Origin of the sequence: Brevibacterium sp. HMSC063G07, assembly GCF_001810665.1 — a bacterium.
GTDB lineage: Bacteria > Actinomycetota > Actinomycetes > Actinomycetales > Brevibacteriaceae > Brevibacterium.
Genome location: NZ_KV802363.1, coordinates 201,962 through 219,981, shown reverse-complemented (window position 1 = coordinate 219,981; position 18,020 = coordinate 201,962). Strand labels below are relative to the sequence as shown.

14 protein-coding genes are annotated in these 18,020 nt (G+C 60.9%); 12 read left to right on the top strand and 2 right to left on the bottom strand.

The features are described from left to right. Positions 1 to 44 precede the first annotated feature (44 nt). Positions 45 to 2,309, bottom strand: a complete 2,265-nt coding sequence (locus HMPREF2757_RS09630; protein WP_070575995.1) for a DUF6049 family protein — start codon at positions 2,307 to 2,309, stop codon at positions 45 to 47. Then, positions 2,306 to 2,791: an NUDIX hydrolase gene (locus tag HMPREF2757_RS09625; protein ID WP_070575992.1), complete on the bottom strand. Its 486-nt coding sequence runs from the start codon at positions 2,789 to 2,791 to the stop codon at positions 2,306 to 2,308. Before HMPREF2757_RS09625 ends, HMPREF2757_RS09630 begins: the two co-directional genes overlap by 4 nt. 81 nt (positions 2,792 to 2,872) lie before the next feature. Between HMPREF2757_RS09625 and HMPREF2757_RS09620 the strand changes: the two genes are divergently transcribed. From HMPREF2757_RS09620 to HMPREF2757_RS09565, 12 genes are all read left to right on the top strand, one after another. After that, positions 2,873 to 4,390, top strand: a complete 1,518-nt coding sequence (locus tag HMPREF2757_RS09620) for a CCA tRNA nucleotidyltransferase (protein WP_070575989.1) — start codon at positions 2,873 to 2,875, stop codon at positions 4,388 to 4,390. 46 nt (positions 4,391 to 4,436) lie between these two features. After that, positions 4,437 to 6,149, top strand: coding sequence for an AMP-binding protein (locus HMPREF2757_RS09615; protein ID WP_070575986.1), 1,713 nt, complete (start codon positions 4,437 to 4,439; stop codon positions 6,147 to 6,149). Positions 6,150 to 6,420: 271 nt separating this feature from the next. After that, positions 6,421 to 8,700, top strand: coding sequence for a transglycosylase domain-containing protein (locus HMPREF2757_RS09610; protein WP_070575983.1), 2,280 nt, complete (start codon positions 6,421 to 6,423; stop codon positions 8,698 to 8,700). Positions 8,701 to 8,703: 3 nt separating this feature from the next. Beyond that, positions 8,704 to 9,975 (top strand): hypothetical protein, encoded by a 1,272-nt coding sequence (locus HMPREF2757_RS09605; RefSeq protein ID WP_070575980.1) that lies wholly within the window; start codon positions 8,704 to 8,706, stop codon positions 9,973 to 9,975. A gap of 118 nt (positions 9,976 to 10,093) precedes the next feature. Further along, the gene (gene rpsF / locus HMPREF2757_RS09600; RefSeq protein WP_019174235.1) at positions 10,094 to 10,384 is read left to right on the top strand and encodes a 30S ribosomal protein S6; all 291 of its coding nucleotides are present in this window, start codon (positions 10,094 to 10,096) and stop codon (positions 10,382 to 10,384) included. 41 nt (positions 10,385 to 10,425) lie between these two features. Then, positions 10,426 to 11,040 carry a single-stranded DNA-binding protein gene (locus tag HMPREF2757_RS09595; protein ID WP_070575978.1) on the top strand — a complete coding sequence of 205 codons (615 nt, stop codon included), beginning with the start codon at positions 10,426 to 10,428 and terminating at the stop codon, positions 11,038 to 11,040. A gap of 73 nt (positions 11,041 to 11,113) precedes the next feature. After that, entirely contained in the window at positions 11,114 to 11,353 is a 240-nt protein-coding gene (gene rpsR / locus HMPREF2757_RS09590) for a 30S ribosomal protein S18 (RefSeq protein ID WP_019174237.1), read from the top strand. A 17-nt stretch (positions 11,354 to 11,370) separates the two neighbouring features. Beyond that, positions 11,371 to 11,829 (top strand): 50S ribosomal protein L9, encoded by a 459-nt coding sequence (gene rplI / locus HMPREF2757_RS09585; RefSeq protein WP_070575975.1) that lies wholly within the window; start codon positions 11,371 to 11,373, stop codon positions 11,827 to 11,829. A gap of 372 nt (positions 11,830 to 12,201) precedes the next feature. Beyond that, positions 12,202 to 13,497, top strand: a complete 1,296-nt coding sequence (gene shiA / locus HMPREF2757_RS09580; protein WP_070575972.1) for a shikimate transporter — start codon at positions 12,202 to 12,204, stop codon at positions 13,495 to 13,497. Positions 13,498 to 13,624: 127 nt separating this feature from the next. Next, positions 13,625 to 14,386 (top strand): sulfite exporter TauE/SafE family protein, encoded by a 762-nt coding sequence (locus HMPREF2757_RS09575; protein ID WP_083304225.1) that lies wholly within the window; start codon positions 13,625 to 13,627, stop codon positions 14,384 to 14,386. Positions 14,387 to 14,418: 32 nt separating this feature from the next. Continuing rightward, complete coding sequence (locus HMPREF2757_RS09570; protein WP_070575969.1) at positions 14,419 to 14,835, top strand: (deoxy)nucleoside triphosphate pyrophosphohydrolase; 417 nt, start codon at positions 14,419 to 14,421, stop codon at positions 14,833 to 14,835. Further along, on the top strand, positions 14,832 to 17,984 hold the full coding sequence (locus HMPREF2757_RS09565; RefSeq protein ID WP_070575966.1) for a DEAD/DEAH box helicase: 3,153 nt from the start codon (positions 14,832 to 14,834) through the stop codon (positions 17,982 to 17,984). The genes HMPREF2757_RS09570 and HMPREF2757_RS09565 overlap by 4 nt, the downstream gene beginning before the upstream one ends. Positions 17,985 to 18,020: the final 36 nt, after the last annotated feature.

Sequence of the window (18,020 nt, the reverse complement as noted above, 5' to 3'; positions counted from 1 at the left end):
TAAGGGACCGAGGTGCCAGGTGCTGGTGCCACAAGCACAGCAGACTAGTCGTTTTGGCTTTCTGCTCGTGCCACGGCTGCTTCCAGTTGGCTCTGGGGGAGCTTAGGCCGTCCGCGGCGTACGGAGAAGTACAGGCCGACGATGAACACGATCGCCAGACCGGACCCGACGATTGCGGTGCCGATGTTCTCCCAGTCGGCGCGGACGCGCACGAACATCTGTTCGTCGGTGGGGATCACTGTGCCGTCTTCGGCTACCAGGTTGACGCGGCTGGGCACGTCGGCATTGGCGATGCCTTTGACGGGGACGGTGAAGCGAGCGTGTTCGCCGGGCCCGATTGTCTGTGTGGGGGAGGTTTCGGCCTGCAGCTGTGCCGTTTCGGGGCGCAGGTTGACGGCGAGTTTGGCGGTGCGGGTCGAATTGTTGTGCACCGTAATCGGGATTGTCGTTGATTCGCCGGTGACCAGAAGGACGGTTGATCCGCGTTCAATGCCAATGCGACCGCCGAAGCCCTCGGCGGCTTGGGATGCGCTTGCGACGCATTCGCCGAGATGCTTCGGCTGGTTCTTCCAGCCGACAGACGCGCAGGTCAGAAGCATGCGCGAATCGGCTGTGCGGGCTTCGCCCGGGTCGGCGAACAGCGAATCGAAGACGCCGATGTCTTTGTACAGGCCCGGCAGCGGTGCCATCGTAGGGGCCGGCAGGGTTGTCGTCTGAGCTGATTGGAAGGCTTCGCGGTCGGATTTATCGGTCTTTTCCAATTGGGGCAGGCTGATGGGATCCAGCCAGGGGAGGTCCTGTGGCATGGCGGCTAATTGTGCCCAGTCGGATTCTGCTGTGTGGCGCGGCAGGTTCATGAGGATGGAGCGCTGATCGAAGGGACGTTCGGCGGTGATTGCGGCGGTCAAAGCAATAACGCGGCTGATGTCTTCAGCTGACCTGGGCGACTGCGGGCTTGCCGCGGATGCTGCCTGCGTGCTGCTGTTTTTGCTGTCGGCAGGTCCTTCGTCCCCGGAGCTTGGCGGTGCGGTGATGCCGAGTGCCTGATTGAGGTGACGGTTGGTCACAAGCACGGGGATATTCGATCCGAGATCGTCAATGGTCAGCTGGGCCCGCGCATTCGCCGTGTGGGAGGCGCTGGTCGGCAGCTGGTCTTCGCTCAGCAGCACGGCATCGTGGCCGGTGGAGTGGAGCGTGTTGAGGGTCTTGCTGTCGGCTCCGGCCGCAGCCGGCCACGCGTAGCGAAGAATCCGGTTGCTGCCTTCGAGTTCTGGCACGGCTTCTGCTATCTGTCGGGAGGCGGCCTGTGCCAAATCGGCCAGTTTGGCTTCGCCGACGGCCCGGACGCTGCGCAGGTCTGCATCAGCGTAGGGCAGCGGGATGATGTCGTGTTTGGTCAGCTCTTCGCGGAACTCGCTCCAGAAGGCTTCGAGTTCTCTGTATTCGCCCGGTGCGGCTTCGCCGCTATCGCTTCCGCCGGTGGCTTCTGTCTGTTCGGAGTTCTGATGGGCTTCAAGGGTGCTGCTGATGCTCAGCAGCAGGCGGGGGTCGACGGCGATCGCAGCGTCCGGTGCCTTTTTCATCGCGTCAAGAAGGTCGCTGAGCTCCCCTCCGGCGGCGGCTTTTTCAAGCTCTTGGGGCACGTACTTCCCGTCGAGGCCGAAGCGGGTGATGGTGGCGGGGATGACCACCCCGAGCTGCGTTTGGTCGATTTTCGGTTCTGGGTACCACGTGGTGTAGGCGGTTGTCGGCTGTTCGAAGGCGCCGGCTTGTGTCGTCACGGCTGCGCGGATGCCGCGCGGGCCCCACGCGGACAGCGGGTCTTTGGCTGACAGCCCGAGCTTTGCAGCCGGGATTGTCACGCTGAAGCGGGCCGTGGTGTTGGCTTTGATGGTCTCAGGCAGCGGGCTGGCGGTGATGGGGTCATCGCCCGTTTCCGGTTTGAAGTCCGGGGCGATGCTCGTCAGCGACCGGTGGGGGTTGGGGCTGCGCGCCCACCCGTTGACGGCTTCGGCGGAATTGAGAATCTGGGAGGACATGCCCACCTGAAGCGTGGGCTGTTTCAGTTCCTTCTTTCCGCTGCGCACGTGTCCGGTGATGGACAGGGTGCCCTTGTCATCGAGCCACGGGGTGATCGAGGTGATCTCGATGCCGGGCTCTTTCGCACGGTTTGTGCCCTGTTCTTCTGCCGAGGCGGAGGTCTGCTCCTGCGCGGGTTGGGCCTGCGCTGGGGTGGGCAGGGGAGCGGTTCCCAGCAGGACTGTCAGGGCCGCTGCTGTCGCAGCGGCGATTGGGCGAATGATCTTCATGAGGGGTATCGAAGGAGTCGTCCGGCGGCGAGGGCAATGCGGCGTTCGTTGGCGAATGACAGCCGTTCGCTCAGATCAGCGTAGGGAACCCACTCGGCTGCCACCGCCTCGTGATCGGGGTCGTTCTCGACAGTGAGTTCCCCGCCCACCGCACGCAGCAGGAAGTGGTGAACAACTTTGTGGATGCGGAATCCGGCGGCGGAGAACCAGTAGTCGACGCTGCCCAGGGGTGCGATGACCTTGCCTTCGATGCCGGTTTCCTCAGCAACTTCGCGGCGGGCGGCCTGGGCTGCTGTTTCGTCGGCTTCCAGGTGGCCCTTCGGCAGGCACCACTCGAGCCTGCCGGCCCGGTTGATGCGGGCTATGACGGCGACCTCACGGCCGCGGGATGAGAAATCGACCACGAGCCCGCCGGCGGAGGTTTCCTCCACAGCCTGCGAGCGTGCCGGGAAGGGTCCCGGTTTGGGGAGCGGTCGAATCATGAGTTCTACCCTACCGTTCAGGTCTCCGCGGGTTCTGTGAGAGCGCGGGTACCCTTGTACGGGACAAAAAAGGAGGTCTGCGTGGACGCAGCGACAGCGCACTTTCGACTGGCTGAGGCACTCGAGAAACTGGACGATGTTCTCGGTCCTCTGGGCCGGACCTTCGCCGATGCCGGTTTTGAACTGGCTCTTGTGGGCGGTTCTGTGCGCGACGCTCTGCTGGGCCGGGACATGCCGGACCTCGATTTCACGACTGACGCCAGGCCGGATGACATTGTGCGGCTGATCCGAGACCTGGCGGACACGTGGTGGGATATCGGCAAGAAGTTCGGGACCATCGGGATGGTCAAAAAGGGTCGGCAGATTGAGATCACCACCTACCGTGCGGAAGCCTATGATTCCGAGTCCCGCAAGCCGGCAGTGGCGTTCGGAGACAACCTCGATGACGATCTTGTGCGCCGCGATTTCACTATCGGGGCGATGGCCGTTCGCCTGCCCGGAGGTGTTTTCGTCGATCCCTTTGGCGGGCTTGACGACCTGACCGCCGGGAAGATTCGCACTCCCGGAAAAGCGGAGGACTCCTTCAGCGACGACCCGCTGCGCATGATGCGCGCGGCCCGCTTCACTTCTCAGCTGGACTTCGAGCTCACCGATGACGTCCGTGAAGCCATGACCGATATGGCCGGGCGAATGGACATTGTGTCGGCCGAGCGGATCAAAGACGAACTGGTCAAGCTCATCTGCGGAAAAGCACCGTGGAAGGGCATTGACCTGCTTGTTGTCACGGGCCTTGCCGATGTTTTTCTGCCCGAGGTTGCGCGCCTGCGGGAAGAAAAGGACGAACACGGTCGCCACAAGGACGTCTACCGGCATTCGCTGACGGTGCTGCGCCAGGCCGTTGAACTCGAAGAGCGCTACGCCCGCAAGCAGGCCGAAGCAGATGCCGCGGCGGCAGAAGACGACGAAGCGGACGAACCGCTGCCGGCCGATTCGCAGCTGCGGATTTCGGTCCCGGATTTCACGGTTCGCTTTGCCGCTCTCATGCACGACATCGGCAAACCCGACACCCGCCGCTTTGAACCCAACGGCGCGGTCACCTTCTACCACCACGATGTTGTCGGCGCGAAGCTTGTGCGCAAGAGGATGCGCGCACTCGCCTTCGACAACGCAACCACCAAGCGGGTGGCCCGCCTGGTGGAGCTGCACCTGCGCTTCTACGGCTACGGCGACGCCGGCTGGACCGATTCTGCAGTCCGCCGCTACGTCACTGATGCCGGCGACCAGCTGACCCGCCTGCACATTCTCACCCGCAGCGACGTCACCACCCGCAACAGGCGCAAAGCAGACCGTTTGGCGCGGGCCTATGACGACCTTGAACGGCGTATCGAAAACCTGCAGCGTCAGGAAAAACTCGACGCCATCCGGCCTGACCTGGACGGACAGCAGATCATGCAGATTCTGGGCATCGCACCCGGGCCGGTTGTAGGCCGGGCGTACAAGCACATGTTGGAGCTGCGGATGGAGAACGGGCCAACCGATTTCGACACGGCCAAGGCTGCTCTGCTGGCCTGGTGGGCAGGACAGCCGGAAGCGGGCTAGTCTTAGACCTGGCAAAGAGGCCCAGATCACAGAAGGAGAACCCCATATGGGCGACGTCACCACCACTTTCCGCGAAGCTCGCGACACGCTTCTGCGGTATCGGACCGACCTCGAAGCAGCCCGCCGGGAATTCACCTGGCCGCGCTTTGAGGAGTTCAACTTCGCACTGGACTGGTTCGACCAGGTAGCTGACGGCAACGACAATCCCGCGCTGTGGATCGTCGAAGAAGACGGTCAGGAGAACATCTACTCCTATGACAAGCTGCGCCGTCGCTCCAACCAGGTGGCCAACTTCCTCCGCGAAGCCGGTGTGAAGCGCGGCGATCACGTCATGGTCATGCTCAACAACCAGGTTGAGCTGTGGGAGACCATGCTCGCCGGCATCAAACTCGGTGCTGTCCTGATGCCCACCACCGTGCAGCTGGGCCCCATCGATCTGCAGGACCGCGCCGACCGCGGCAAAGCGCAGTACGTCGTCGTCGAAGGCCCTTCGGCTTCGAAATTCGACGATGTCGCAGTCGACCTCAAGCGGATCGTCGTCGGCGGCGAACCCCAGCGCGAACAGGACCTCGCCTACGCAGACTCGACCGGCGCCTCGGAAGACTTCCAGGCTGACGGCGTGACAAAAGCCGACGACCTCCTGCTGCTGTACTTCACGTCCGGCACCACGTCGAAGGCGAAAATGGTCGCCCACACCCACACCTCGTACCCGGTGGGACACCTGTCGACCATGTACTGGATCGGCATGGAGCCCGGCGATATTCACCTCAACATCTCCTCACCCGGCTGGGCCAAGCACGCGTGGTCGAACCTGTTCACCCCGCTGATCGCAGAATCGTGCATCTTCATCTACAACTACGCACGCTTCGACGCGGCAGCGCTCATGAAGACCATGGAACGGGTCGGTGTCACCAGCTTCTGCGCTCCACCGACCGTGTGGCGCATGCTCATCCACGCCGATCTCAGCCTGCTGCCCACCCCGCCGCAGAAGACCATGTCCGCCGGCGAACCGCTGAACCCGGAAGTCATTTCGCGCGTTCGCGCCGAATGGGGCACCGACATCCGCGACGGCTTCGGCCAGACCGAAACCACGCTCATGGTGGGCAATTCCCCCGGCCAGGAAATGGTTCCCGGATCCATGGGCCGCCCGCTGCCCGGCTATGACATCGTGCTGCGCGACCCTGCCACCGGCGAACTCGGCGACGAAGGCGAAGTGTGCGCTGTTCTCGACCCGCGCCCGGTCGGCATCACCCAGGGCTACTGGGGCGACGAAGTCAAAACCGCAGAAGCCTTCTACGACGGCGTCTTCCACACCGGCGACGTCGCAGCGAAAGACGAAAACGGCTACATCACCTTCGTCGGCCGAGCCGACGACGTGTTCAAGGCAAGCGACTACCGATTGTCGCCGTTCGAACTCGAATCCGCACTCATCGAACACGAAGCGGTTGCCGAAGCTGCAGTCGTTCCATCACCGGACCCAGTGCGCCTGGCAGTGCCCAAGGCGTATGTCGTCCTCGCCCCGGGCTGGGAGCCCACTGCGGCCACCGCGGAATCGATTCTGAAGTTCTGCCGCGAAACGCTCGCACCCTATAAGCGCATCCGCCGCATTGAGTTCACGGAACTGCCCAAGACCATTTCCGGAAAAATCCGCCGTGTTGAGCTGCGCACCCGCGAACTCGAACTCCACCCCGAATTCGGCGAAGCCACCGTCACCGCTCAGGAATGGGCAGACACGGACTTTCCCGGACTCAAAGGCTGAACCGCCTCTACTGAAGAACCCTGAACCGCCGGGCGTGACAGCGCTCGTGTGATCAGATCAGTGCCGACGGCCGGTGCCCTGCGCACCGGCCGTCGGCTTTGCCACTCGGGCAGCACCCGGGTGAGACGCTAGCGGCAGCCGGCGGCGCCTCGTGATTGAGATGCGTCACAGAAGAAGACACGGCAGAATGAAATTCGGCACATTTTTAGGACGACTCACAGTGAACTGTGGTTGACTGAAATGATTTGATTTGTCGTATTGGGGGAAAACTGTGTCCACTGCTCAGCGAAAGGCAGCGGCAAAGAGTTCCAGTGCCAGCCGCTTCCTCAACTATCCGAGGAGGAACAAACAGGGCTGGACGCGATGGCTGCCGTCCGCTCGCCTGTGGGGCCTCGGCCTGCTCGGTGCACTCCTGCTGGCAATTGCCGGCTTCACCGTCGGCTACGCGCTCACACCCATCCCAGAGCCGAACGCGCAGGCCGCAGGTCAGACCTCGTACGTCTACTACAAGGGCGGTGACGATGTCATCGGCACCTTCAAGGACCAAAACCGCAAGATCCTCAAACCCGACGAGATCTCGCCGAACATGGCGCACGCTGCCCAGGCCGCCGAAGACAAGAGCTTCTACGAAAACCGCGGCATTTCGATCAAGGGCATCTTCCGCGCCGCGGTCGGCATCGTCACCAACGACTACGCCGGCGGTGGTTCGTCAATCACCCAGCAGTACGTCAAGAACTACTACCTGACGAACGAATTCTCCTTAAAGCGCAAGGTCAAGGAGATGTTCATCGCCATCAAGCTGGACCAGGAACTGTCCAAGGACCAGATTATGGCGAACTACCTCAACACCATCTACCTGGGCCGTCGTGCCTATGGAGTAGAGGTGGCCTCACAGTCCTACTTCGACAAGGACGCCAAGGACCTCACGGTCGAAGAAGCTGCGGCATTCGCAGCGATGATCCAGACGCCTGGGGCAAAAGACCCGGCCGAAGATCCCTCGCGCCTGCAGGAGCGCTTCGACTACGTGATCGACAATATGGTCGACCTGGAGTACTTGACGCAGGAAGAAGCCGACAAGATGGAACTGCCCAAGTTCCACAAACCCAAATCAGACAATGAACGCAAGGGTCAAACCGGCTATCTGATGGATTCGGTGCGCCACGAACTGAAGACCAACGCTGGTCTCACCGACGAACAGATTGACCGCGGCGGACTGCAGATCCACACCGGAATCGACAAGAAGATGATGAAGTCGGCGGTCGAATCCGTGGAAGACCTGCCGAAACTCAAATCCGGGATGCACGTAGGGCTGTCCTCGGTGGACCCCAAGACCGGCCAAATCCGTGCGATCTACGGCGGCAAGAACTACTTCAAGCGGATGCACAACTCATCCACGCAGGACACCGCGCAAGCCGGTTCGACGTTCAAACCGTTCACCCTGGTGGCGGGCCTGGAAAACGGCTTCCGGCTCAATGACTCGTTCACCGGTTCGCCGCAGACCTTCCAGCTGCCCGGCGGGGGTACATGGGCGCCGCAGAACTACGGCGGCAAGACCTACGGCCAGGTCACACTGCTGAAGGCAACCCAGAACTCGATCAACACCGCCTACGCCCAGCTCAACATCGACGTGGGACCGGAGAAGACCAAGGACGTCGCCGTGCGCGCCGGGCTGCCGGAGGACACGCAGGGCCTGGACTCCAACGCCTCGAACGTGCTCGGCACCGCCAGCCCCACTACGCTGCAGATGGCCAGCGCGTTTGCGACCTTCGCCGCTGAGGGTGTTCACCGCACACCGCACTTTGTGGTCAAAACGGTCGACCCCGACGGCGAAACGATCTACGAGGCCGAAAATGAGGGCGAAAAGAAGTTCGACAAGAACGTCATGGCCGAGACCACCTACGCGCTGACCCAGGTGGTGCAGGGAGGTTCCGCCAGCTACGCCTCGAACCTGGGCCGCCCTGTTGCCGGAAAGACGGGTACTTCAAACGATTCGAAGTCGGCCTGGTTCGTCGGCTACACCCCGCAGCTGGCGACAGCCGTGTCGATCTTCCGGTATGACGACAAGGGTGTTCCCATCGACATCGGGTCCTATGGCGGACGCGGGTCGATTACCGGTGGTTCGTACCCCACGATCGCGTGGACGAAATACATGCAGGGGGCTATGAAGGGCATGGATGTCGAGCAGTTCCCCGAGCGGGGCGAACTTCCGAATGTCCAAAAGCCGGAGAACAAGAGCGGCGGTTCGCGCGAAGTTCCCCAACAGCCGCGCAATACCGAGCGCCCGCGGACCGGACCTCGGGACGAAGGCGGCAGCGAAAAACAGCCGAAGGAAACCAAGGCTCCGGAAATCAACAACCCGGACGAAGAGTCCAGTCCCGAAAAGGGCCGACAGCTGGAACGCCCAACCGAGCTGCCGGACGATATCGAAAAGCGGAACCCGCAGGACCCCAAGGAGCGCGAGCAGCCGCAACCGGAGCAGCCCAAGAAGGAGAAGCGCAAGAAGGACGACCCGCCGAAGAACCCCAACCCGGATTCGCAGGGTGGCAACTGACCCGTGCGCTCACCGGCTGATGTCGCAGCGCCCCTGCTCGGGGGAGGTCGGGGAAAGTTCCTCGGCGCCCCCGGCAGGGCGTATCTGCGTTTTCAGGGTGCAGCGGCGATTGCCCTGCTGGGGTGCGTGGGCCTGGCCGGCATTCTGCGTCAGGTGCCGTGTATTGCCGCAGGGTGGGGCATGCCGCATGCCTCCTACCGCATGTGTGCGTCGCCTATCGCCAACGGACTGCTGGGCACCGAGTGGCCGCAAGCGCCGGGCCGCACTGGCACTGCGCTGACCGGACCTGCTGCCGAGTGGTTCGTATTCGGATTCGGCGCCGCTTTCTCCCCGACAGTGAGCATGGCGATTCTGCTGGTTCTCAACTTCGCTGCGTTTCTGCTGGCGGGCATGGCCCTTCTGCGGCTGCTGGGGGACCGGTCGTGGTTTGCCGTGTTTGCGCTGTCGCCCGTGGTGTTCTTTTCCATTGGGCAGTCGCTTGACCCGGTGGGACTTGCTCTGGCCCTGTGGGCACTCGTGCTGGTTGGGGAAGGCCGTGTGGCGGATGCCGAGGGGCCGTCTGGCAAGGGGCACTCTGCGAAAGGGCCGGAGCGCAAGCCGCTGGCGCCTCTGGCGGTGGTGGCGATCATGTTCGCTCTGGCCGCTGTCATCAGCCCGCTGGCTGTTGTCGTGGTCATCGGATGGTGCATTTCCGCGATGCTGCGCGGCTTCACACAGTCGGCTCTGACCGTCACGGGACTGTTCATGGTTGCCCTGGGGGCGCTGGTAGTGGTCGACGGCAGGATCATCGGGCGAATCCAGGTGTGGCTGACCGACGGCATTGACCGCGGCTCGCTCTACTCGCTGGCGGCCTACTGTGTTGAGAGTGCAGTTCTCAACACGTCGGCGCTGATCGTGTTCATTGCGGCGGTGGCGATCGCGGCTCTTGTGCTCTTCCTGCGTGGAGGCACCCGCGCCGACCCCTTGTCGATAACAGCGATGCTGTTGGCAGCGGCACTGTTGACGGCGCCTCGTGCCGGTGTGGGGGAGGCCCTGTGGCTGGTGCCGTTTGCAGCGGCAGCCGTGCACAGCCTCGTCCTGCATTTCTTCTGGATGCTGTCCGAGGCCGCGCTGTTCATCGCGGTCAACCTGTCAGACGCCGATGCAATCGACCCCGGCAAGGGGCTCGCACCGGGATGGCTGTTTGTATTCACGGCGCTGCGCTGGATGGCAATCGCAGGCCTGTTGGTGTGGCTGCTTGCCGCAAAGTGGCGCAAAATCAGAGTCAACGACTAAGATGGAACGGCTTGTGTCATGGGCTCAGTGTAGAACTGGGCTATGACGGAAGCACTGCACATACCCTCCTGCCATGGAAAGACCATGGCCGCTTCAGACCAAAGGAGGTGGGTTACACGTGCGTAAGTACGAGCTCATGCTCATTCTGGAACCGGAACTCGAAGAGCGTTCCGTGGACTCCACTGTTGAAAACCTGCTCAAGGTCGTTGCCGCTGACGGCGGAACGGTCGACAACGTGGACGTGTGGGGCCGCCGTCGCTTCGCCTACGAAATCAACAAGAAGACCGAAGGCTACTACGTAGTCGTCGACTTCACCGCGAAGCCGGAAACCTCACACGAACTCGACCGCCAGCTCGGCCTCAACGAGGCTGTTCTGCGCACCAAGATCCTTCGTCCCGAAGCTCAGTAATCACTTTCGAACAACAGACAGCGTTCAGCTAAGGAGTCAGAATGGCCGGAGATCCAGTAATCACACTCGTCGGCAACCTCACCTCGGACCCTGAACTTCGGTTCACGCCCAACGGTGCTGCGGTTGCCAACTTCACGGTCGCTTCGACTCCTCGCATGTTCGACCGCAAAGCCGGCGAATTCCGCGACGGTGAAACCCTCTTCATGCGCTGCTCCCTGTGGCGCGATGCCGCTGAAAACGTAGCTGAATCACTCAGCCGCGGCACCCGCGTGATCGTTCAGGGACGGCTGAAGTCGCGTTCTTTCGACACGAAGGAAGGCGAGCGTCGCACCGTTATGGAACTCGACGTCGACGAAATCGGCCCCAGCCTGCGCTTCGCAAAAGCACAGGTGTCCAAGGTCGAACGCTCTGGTGGATTCCAGGGCGGCGGTCAGCAAGGCGGTTATGGCGGCGGTCAGGGCTATGGCGGCCAGCAGACCGGCGGCGGTTGGGGCCAGCAGGGCGGACAGCCCGGTGGTGGCCAGGGCGGCTACGGCGGTGGTCAGCAAGGCGGCTTCGGCGGCCAGCAGAATGACCCCTGGGCCGCATCCGATCCCAACCAGAATCAGGGCGGTGGCGGCTGGGGAAGCCCCACTGAAAGCGAACCCCCGTTCTGATCCGCTGCTTGACTTCTAGCGTTTAGCTTCTGCGCCGTCTGTTTCGACGCATATTTTCAACAGGAGTTTAAAAATGGCAAAGCCGGAAATCCGGAAGCCGGTGAAGAAGAAGGCCAACCCGCTGGGTGCGGGTGAGACCTCCTACATCGACTACAAAGACACTGCAACTCTGCGTAAGTTCATCTCCGACCGCGGCAAGATCCGTGCTCGCCGCGTCACGGGTGTGACTGTGCAGGAACAGCGCAAGATCGCCAAGGCCGTTAAGAACGCCCGCGAAATGGCGCTGCTGCCCTACACGAGCTCAGCTCGCTGATCGGAGGGGTAACGAAAATGGCAAACATCAAACTCATCCTGAATCAGGAAGTTGACCGCCTCGGCGCTGCTGGTGACGTCGTCACCGTTCGCGCTGGCTACGCTCGCAACCTGCTTCTGCCCCGCGGTTGGGCTCAGCCCTGGACCGCAGGTGCCGAAAAGCAGGTTGAAGCACTGCGCAAGGCACGTCAGGCTCGTCAGATTGCTGACCGCGAAGAGGCAATCGCCCTCAAGGAAAAGCTTGAGGCGACCACCGCTCGCATCGAAATGAAGGCAGGCAAGGGCGGCCGTCTGTTCGGTGCCGTCACAACCACCGCAGTTGCTGACGCACTGAAGGAAGCCGTCGGTCACGAATTCGACCGCCGTCAGATCGCCCTGCCCAAGCACATCAAGGAGGCCGGTTCCTACACCGCGACCGTCCGCGTGCACGACGAAATCACCGCGAACGCCAAGTTCGACGTGATCGGCAAGGCCTGATTTTCAGGTTTTTCAGCCGGGTGGGCCGGAGCACTTGGCCTTAACGGCTTGCCCTAGCCTGCTGGCTTAAGGCAGAAGCCGGGATTGACACCGTTGGGTGTTGGTCCCGGCTTTTGCGTTGAATGCGGTTGGTGGGTTGGGTTTGGGCTGGTTGGTGTGGCGCTGCTGGGCTGCATCTGCGGTTTAATGCGGTTTTGCGCGTTAAAGCGCTGCATTAGCGCGTGACTTTGCATTACTGCGTGAGTCTGGCCGTCGGAAGGGCCGCCACCACCGCCCGCAAGCCCGCCAAACGCCCACTACTCGGACACTTGCGCACACCAAGGCGTGATGTCTGCCACAATGAGCCGGTTAACAGAAAAGGGAAGGGCAACTATGAGCACTCCGTCTGCAGCGCAGAGCCGAAGGGCCGCACTGGGTTCATTCGTCGGCGCGGTTGTCGAATGGTACGACTTTCTGCTGTACGGTTTGGTCGCGGCAACTGTGCTGGGGCAGGTGTTCTTCCCCGAATCAAGTCCCATCGCATCGCGCCTGGCGGCCTTCGCAACACTGGGCGTGGGCTTCCTGTTCAGGCCTTTGGGCGGCATCATCTTCGGCCACTTCGGTGACCGTATTGGCCGTAAGCGGATGCTCGTGTGGACCATGACCATCATGGGTGTTGCGACTGCTCTCATCGGCCTTCTGCCTACGTATGCGCAGATCGGCTGGGTGGCTCCGCTGCTGCTGGTGGTTTTGCGCTGCGTGCAGGGCATGGCTGTTGGCGGTGAGTGGGGTGGCGCGGCGATGCTCGCCGTTGAAAACGCTCCGCGGGGTCTGCGTGCACTGTTTTCATCAGGTGTGCAGATTGGCTATTCGGTGGGTCTGCTCCTGTCGACTGCGGCGGTGTCGATTCTCAACAGCGTCCTGTCTGACGAGGCGTTCACGGCATGGGGCTGGCGCATTCCGTTCATCTTCAGCGCTCTGCTGGTGGCTTTGGGCCTGTGGGTCCGCGCGGGTGTTGAAGAGTCCCAAGAGTTCATCCAGGTCGAAAAGCGCCTGCAGCAGGAGGACGAACCTAAGCGTTTGCCGCTGCTGGAGGCGGTGCGCCGCTACCCGGCCCAGCTGGTGCAGATCATCGGTCTGCGGTTCATCGAACTGTTCTCGATGTACGTTGTGACAACCTTCGCGCTGGCCTTCGCGGTCGACAACTTGGGCTTTGAGCGCCAGACCATGCTCAACGTCAATCTGTTCGTTGGCGGTTTGGGCATTCTGACGATCCCGCTGTTTGCCTACCTCGCCGACAGGTTCGGCCGAATGCGCGTGTACCTGTTCGGTGTGGTTGTCGGTGCAATCTTCGCGTTCCCGTTCTTCTTCGCCCTGGATAAGGGTGCGTTCATCGGCATTGTCATCTGCGCGATCATCCTGGTGAATATCGCCCACGATGCTGTGGTCGCTGTCCAGCAGCCGCTGTTCGCGTCAATGTTCCCGGCTGAGTTCCGCTACTCCGGTGCTGGCACCGCTTACCAGGTGGCGGCTGCGATTGCCGGTGGTTTCACGCCGTTTGTTGCCACCTGGTTGGTCGCCCTGGGCAATGGTTCGTGGCTTGGTGTGGCGATCTACCTGTTGGGCGGCTGCCTCATCTCGGGGCTGTGCGGCATTTGGGTTGCGCGCACGCACCGTGAAGTTGACTGAGTGGCTGACCGGTGCCGGCCAGATGAATAACGAGGTGCCGCTGCCCGGTTTCTGAACCTCCCCCTCGTGAGGGGGCGTAGCCTGGGAGTGACCTGCCGGTGTCGTTGGGAAGTGGAATGCGGCGGATATGACTGTGACTGCGCCGATCGTTGTCGCGTTGATCCTGGCTTTGCTTGTTGGGGTGACGATTGGGCTGTTCGGCGGTGGGGGTGGGATTCTCACGCTGCCGATCCTGACCTATGCGGCGGGTTTCCCAACGGAGCAGGCGATTGCGATGTCGTTGTTCATTGTGGGAACAACGTCGCTGATCAGCGCGGTGCGGCATGCGTTCAGCCATCGGGTGCAGTGGAAGATCGGGACGGCTTTTGCGCTCGGTTCGATGCTGGGTTCGTTTTTCGGCGGGAAGCTGTCGGGGTACCTGCCGGGGACTGTGCTCATGCTGATCTTCGGGACTGTGATGTTCGCTGCTGGTGTCGGCATGATTCGCCGCCGTCGAGGTGACACTGTTGAACGCCGTCCAAAGGTGTGGCTGGTGGTTGTGCTGGGCACGATGATCGGTGTGATTGCCGGTCTGGTCGGTGCTGGGGGAGGGTTCCTCATTGTGCCAGCGCTCGCCCTGGTGGGCGGTTTGGGTATGAACTTTGCGGTGGCCACGAGTGTGTACATCATTGCGCTGCAGTCAGCGGCCGGTCTGCTGGGTCATGTGGGGCAGACGGAGATCCCGTGGGTGTTCACGCTGGTGTTCACGGGACTGTCGATTGTGGGTTCGATGATCGGGGCATCGTTCATCGGCAACGTGCCCGAAAAGAAGCTCAAGAAGGGCTTTGGAGTGTTCGTCCTGGCCATGGCGGTGTTCGTGCTGGGCGAGCAGATTCTGTCGGCGGTCTAACTTATGTCAGTGCCTGCGGCTACTGTGTGAGCATGAGCACATCAATCCGTGTAGTCGGGGCAGTCATTCACCGTGAACGCCAAGTCTTGGCGTGTCGGCGGAAACCGGAAAAGTCTGCCGGTGGGCGGTGGGAATTCCCTGGTGGAAAGGTCGAGCTCGGAGAAGACCCTCGGGTGGCTCTAGCGCGCGAACTCAAGGAAGAGCTCGGATTGACCGATGCGGTAGTCGGCGACCTCGTCACACGCGAAGTGACCCCTGTCGGCACCAATAACATCGACCTTGCCTGCTACTGGGTGACAACCTCAGCAGATATTTCTTCGAGCACGGACCACGATGCTTTTCAGTGGCTGGCGCCCGAAGAATTTGCGACTGTCACGTGGGCAAAGCCCGATCTTCCCGCTTTGCGAACAATTGAACAGAACGGGTTCCCGGTGGAAGGCCAGTCATGAACGTTCCGGAACTACAGCCAGGCCTGTACGAAAGCCTTGTGACCACGGGGCTTGAGCGTGTTCTGCAAGAACATGAAGACGAGCTTAGAAACGCTGTGCACAATATCGATGAAGCTGACCTTCCGCACGTTTTGTCCCGCTATGTTGCGCAGCACGTGGAACAGGAACTAAAGGCACTGAAGACAACGGAGCAGCGTGTTGAGTTCGTGAACGCCATCCTCGCGAGCATTCGGTCGCTACCACAGGACGGCCAGCTGTCTACGAATCACAAACCTAGGCAGTTGCGAGGTGTGGCCCGGCCTCCTCATGCACTACCTAATCCGCCGAGCACGCCTTTGTCGGATGTCGCACTTCTTACCAACGCTAAGGGCGATCCACAGCTTGGGCCCGAAATCAGGCTCGAAATGCAGAGTGCAGATCGGGTCGACGTCATCATGTCGTTCATCAAGTGGTCCGGTATCCGTGTTCTTGAAGACCAACTGCTTGATCTGCGGCGTAGAGGAGTGCCGGTTCGCGTACTCACAACCACCTATATGGGTGCCACCGAAAAGAAGGCGCTCGACTTCCTGGTCAACAAATGTGGGGCCGAAGTCCACATCAGCTACGACAACAAGACAACCCGGCTGCATGCCAAGGCATGGGTCTTTCATCGGAAAACTGGTTACGACACCGCGTACATCGGAAGCTCAAACCTGAGCCATGCGGCAATGGTCGACGGTCTGGAATGGAATGTTCGTGCCTCGCGAGTACAGACACCGGAACTCGTCGAAAAGTTCGAAACGACTTTCGAAAGCTACTGGCAGTCGCCGATGTTCGAACCATATGGCCCAGAAGCTGACGGTGAGCGGCTCGAAAAGGCGCTCAACGAAAGTTCAACGAACAAAACCCCGGTTTCGTTGTTGGCCAGTTCGCTCGACGTTCGGCCCTACCCTCACCAGGCCATCATCCTGGATGACCTCCAACACGAACGCCAAGTTCTAGGCATCCACAAGAACCTCGTGGTCGCTGCAACTGGTACTGGTAAAACCGTGGTTGCAGCACTGGATTACCGCAGACAGTGCGAAGACACCGACGGGCCGCGTCCGCGCTTGCTGTTCATTGCTCATAGGCAAGAAATTCTTGAACAATCCCTACGAACGTTCCGCGATGTCCTAGGCGACGGTTCCTTCGGTGAACTTTTCTGCAGCGGGTACCTACCAACCACATGGGACCACGTGTTCGCGTCGATTCAGTCGTTCTCAAAAGAAGAACAGCTCTCTCGCTTCGACCCAGGCCATTTTGATGTCATCATCATCGACGAATTCCACCACGGGTCGGCAGTTTCGTACAGCAGGCTCATTAGCCACTTCACTGAGTACCGCGAATTTCTAGGCCTCACCGCGACCCCCGAAAGGGCGGACGGGCAAAACATCGTTGCGCACTATTTCGGCGGCCGCATCGCTAGCGAACTCAGACTGTGGACAGCGCTCGACAACGACCTCCTGGTGCCGTTCCACTACTTCGGAGTCGCTGATGGTGTCGATGTTTCTCGCGTCCAGTTCACGGCCGGCGGATACAGCGTTGCCGGCCTGAACAAGGTATACACGGGCAATGACGCCCGCGCACGGAAGATCATTGCGGCAACTAACGACATCGTCTCTGACCCGAGCACCATGAAAGCTTTGGGCTTCTGTGTGTCTGTAGAACATGCCGAGTACATGGCGCGAGTCTTTAACGAAGCTGGAATCCCATCCGAAGCGGTCACCGGACATACGGATCCGACTATTCGGGCTGAAGCGATCGACAAACTTGCTCATGGCGAACTCAATTGCCTCATGGCTGTCGACGTCTTCAACGAAGGCTTCGACCTTCCCGCGATCGACACCATCCTCATGATGCGCCCAACCCAGTCGGCCACCATCTTTATTCAGCAGCTGGGCCGCGGACTGCGCCGAACTCAAGGTAAATCTGTCCTCACGGTCCTCGATTTCGTCGGTCATCAGCACAAGGACTTCCGATTCGACATCAAACTACGTGCTCTCACGGGTCAAGGGCGAAAAAGCCTTCAGCACTCAGCCAAGGAAGGGTTCCCATTCCTGCCGGCGGGATCGCAGATCGTGCTCGACTCAGTGGTCCGGGAAGAGGTTGTGAACAACCTCAAGAGTCAGTTGGACATGAAGATCGGTGCCTTCCTGGTGGATGTTCACGAACACTCTTCGGAAATCGAAAGACAGCAAGGTCTGCGGTTGAAGGAGTACCTCGACCGGACGGATCGGGGTCTTTCGACTGTGTATAAAGCCAGCGCCAAACGCACGTACAAAGGTGTTTCTGGGCCTAACTCATGGAGGCAGTACGAAGCGTGGGCTAACACGCGACGCAGCTTTAACCCCAGTGTTGCCGAACAGCTTCTGCTTGAACGGATGCGCAGTTTCGTGCACGTTGATGACCCCGATCGGTTCCGCGGCTATCGTCGAATTCTGAACGCAGACGCCGTAACACCCGAGCTTGCGCGGGACCCGCTGGCAATCATGCTCTATTACTCGTTCTGGCCAAGCGGGCATTCGGAGGGCATCGAAGTAGGCCTCGAACGACTCCTGCGGGCGGACTATGTGCGTGACGAACTGGATCAGATCATTGAGTTCCAAGAGTCCCGTTCGCGGGTAGTGCCACAACCCTTAAGTGGTGGTCTGGAAACTCAACCGGTACGCAGTCACGCAACCTACTCACGCGAAGAACTGCTTGCGGGCCTTGGAGTGGGGTCAATAAACAGTGAAAAACCCGGCAGCATTCGTGAAGGCGTCAAATGGGTGCCCGAACTGAAAACCGACATCCTTCTGGTGACTTTGAACAAGTCGGCAGCTGACTATTCGCCAAGCACCATGTACCGCGACTACGCATTGACGGAAACGCTCTTCCACTGGGAATCGCAAAGCCTGACGCGGGCGGAATCAGCTACCGGACAGAGGTACATCAACCACGAACGCGATGGTTCAAACGTCGTGCTGTTTGTGCGTGAATCCAAGGTCGGTGAGATCGGCACCGAACCGTACACCTGCCTGGGTAATGCGCGGTACGTCAGTCACGAGGGCGAAAAACCCATGCAGATCGTGTGGGAACTTGAACGACCAATGCCAGCGCGGCTCTATGAGATCGCTAAGGCCGTTCAATAGGCTTTATGGAGGCGGCACTCACCCCCAGTAGATGAG

What these genes read in the sequence shown, in the direction of transcription:
- HMPREF2757_RS09630 (WP_070575995.1), bottom strand. Translation starts at nt 2,309, where the DNA reads ATGAAGATCATTCGCCCAATCGCCGCTGCGACAGCAGCGGCCCTGACA.
- HMPREF2757_RS09575 (WP_083304225.1), top strand. Translation starts at nt 13,625, where the DNA reads ATGACTGTGACTGCGCCGATCGTTGTCGCGTTGATCCTGGCTTTGCTT.
- rplI (WP_070575975.1), top strand. Translation starts at nt 11,371, where the DNA reads ATGGCAAACATCAAACTCATCCTGAATCAGGAAGTTGACCGCCTCGGC.
- shiA (WP_070575972.1), top strand. Translation starts at nt 12,202, where the DNA reads ATGAGCACTCCGTCTGCAGCGCAGAGCCGAAGGGCCGCACTGGGTTCA.
- HMPREF2757_RS09570 (WP_070575969.1), top strand. Translation starts at nt 14,419, where the DNA reads ATGAGCACATCAATCCGTGTAGTCGGGGCAGTCATTCACCGTGAACGC.
- HMPREF2757_RS09625 (WP_070575992.1), bottom strand. Translation starts at nt 2,791, where the DNA reads ATGATTCGACCGCTCCCCAAACCGGGACCCTTCCCGGCACGCTCGCAG.
- rpsR (WP_019174237.1), top strand. Translation starts at nt 11,114, where the DNA reads ATGGCAAAGCCGGAAATCCGGAAGCCGGTGAAGAAGAAGGCCAACCCG.
- HMPREF2757_RS09595 (WP_070575978.1), top strand. Translation starts at nt 10,426, where the DNA reads ATGGCCGGAGATCCAGTAATCACACTCGTCGGCAACCTCACCTCGGAC.
- HMPREF2757_RS09615 (WP_070575986.1), top strand. Translation starts at nt 4,437, where the DNA reads ATGGGCGACGTCACCACCACTTTCCGCGAAGCTCGCGACACGCTTCTG.
- HMPREF2757_RS09565 (WP_070575966.1), top strand. Translation starts at nt 14,832, where the DNA reads ATGAACGTTCCGGAACTACAGCCAGGCCTGTACGAAAGCCTTGTGACC.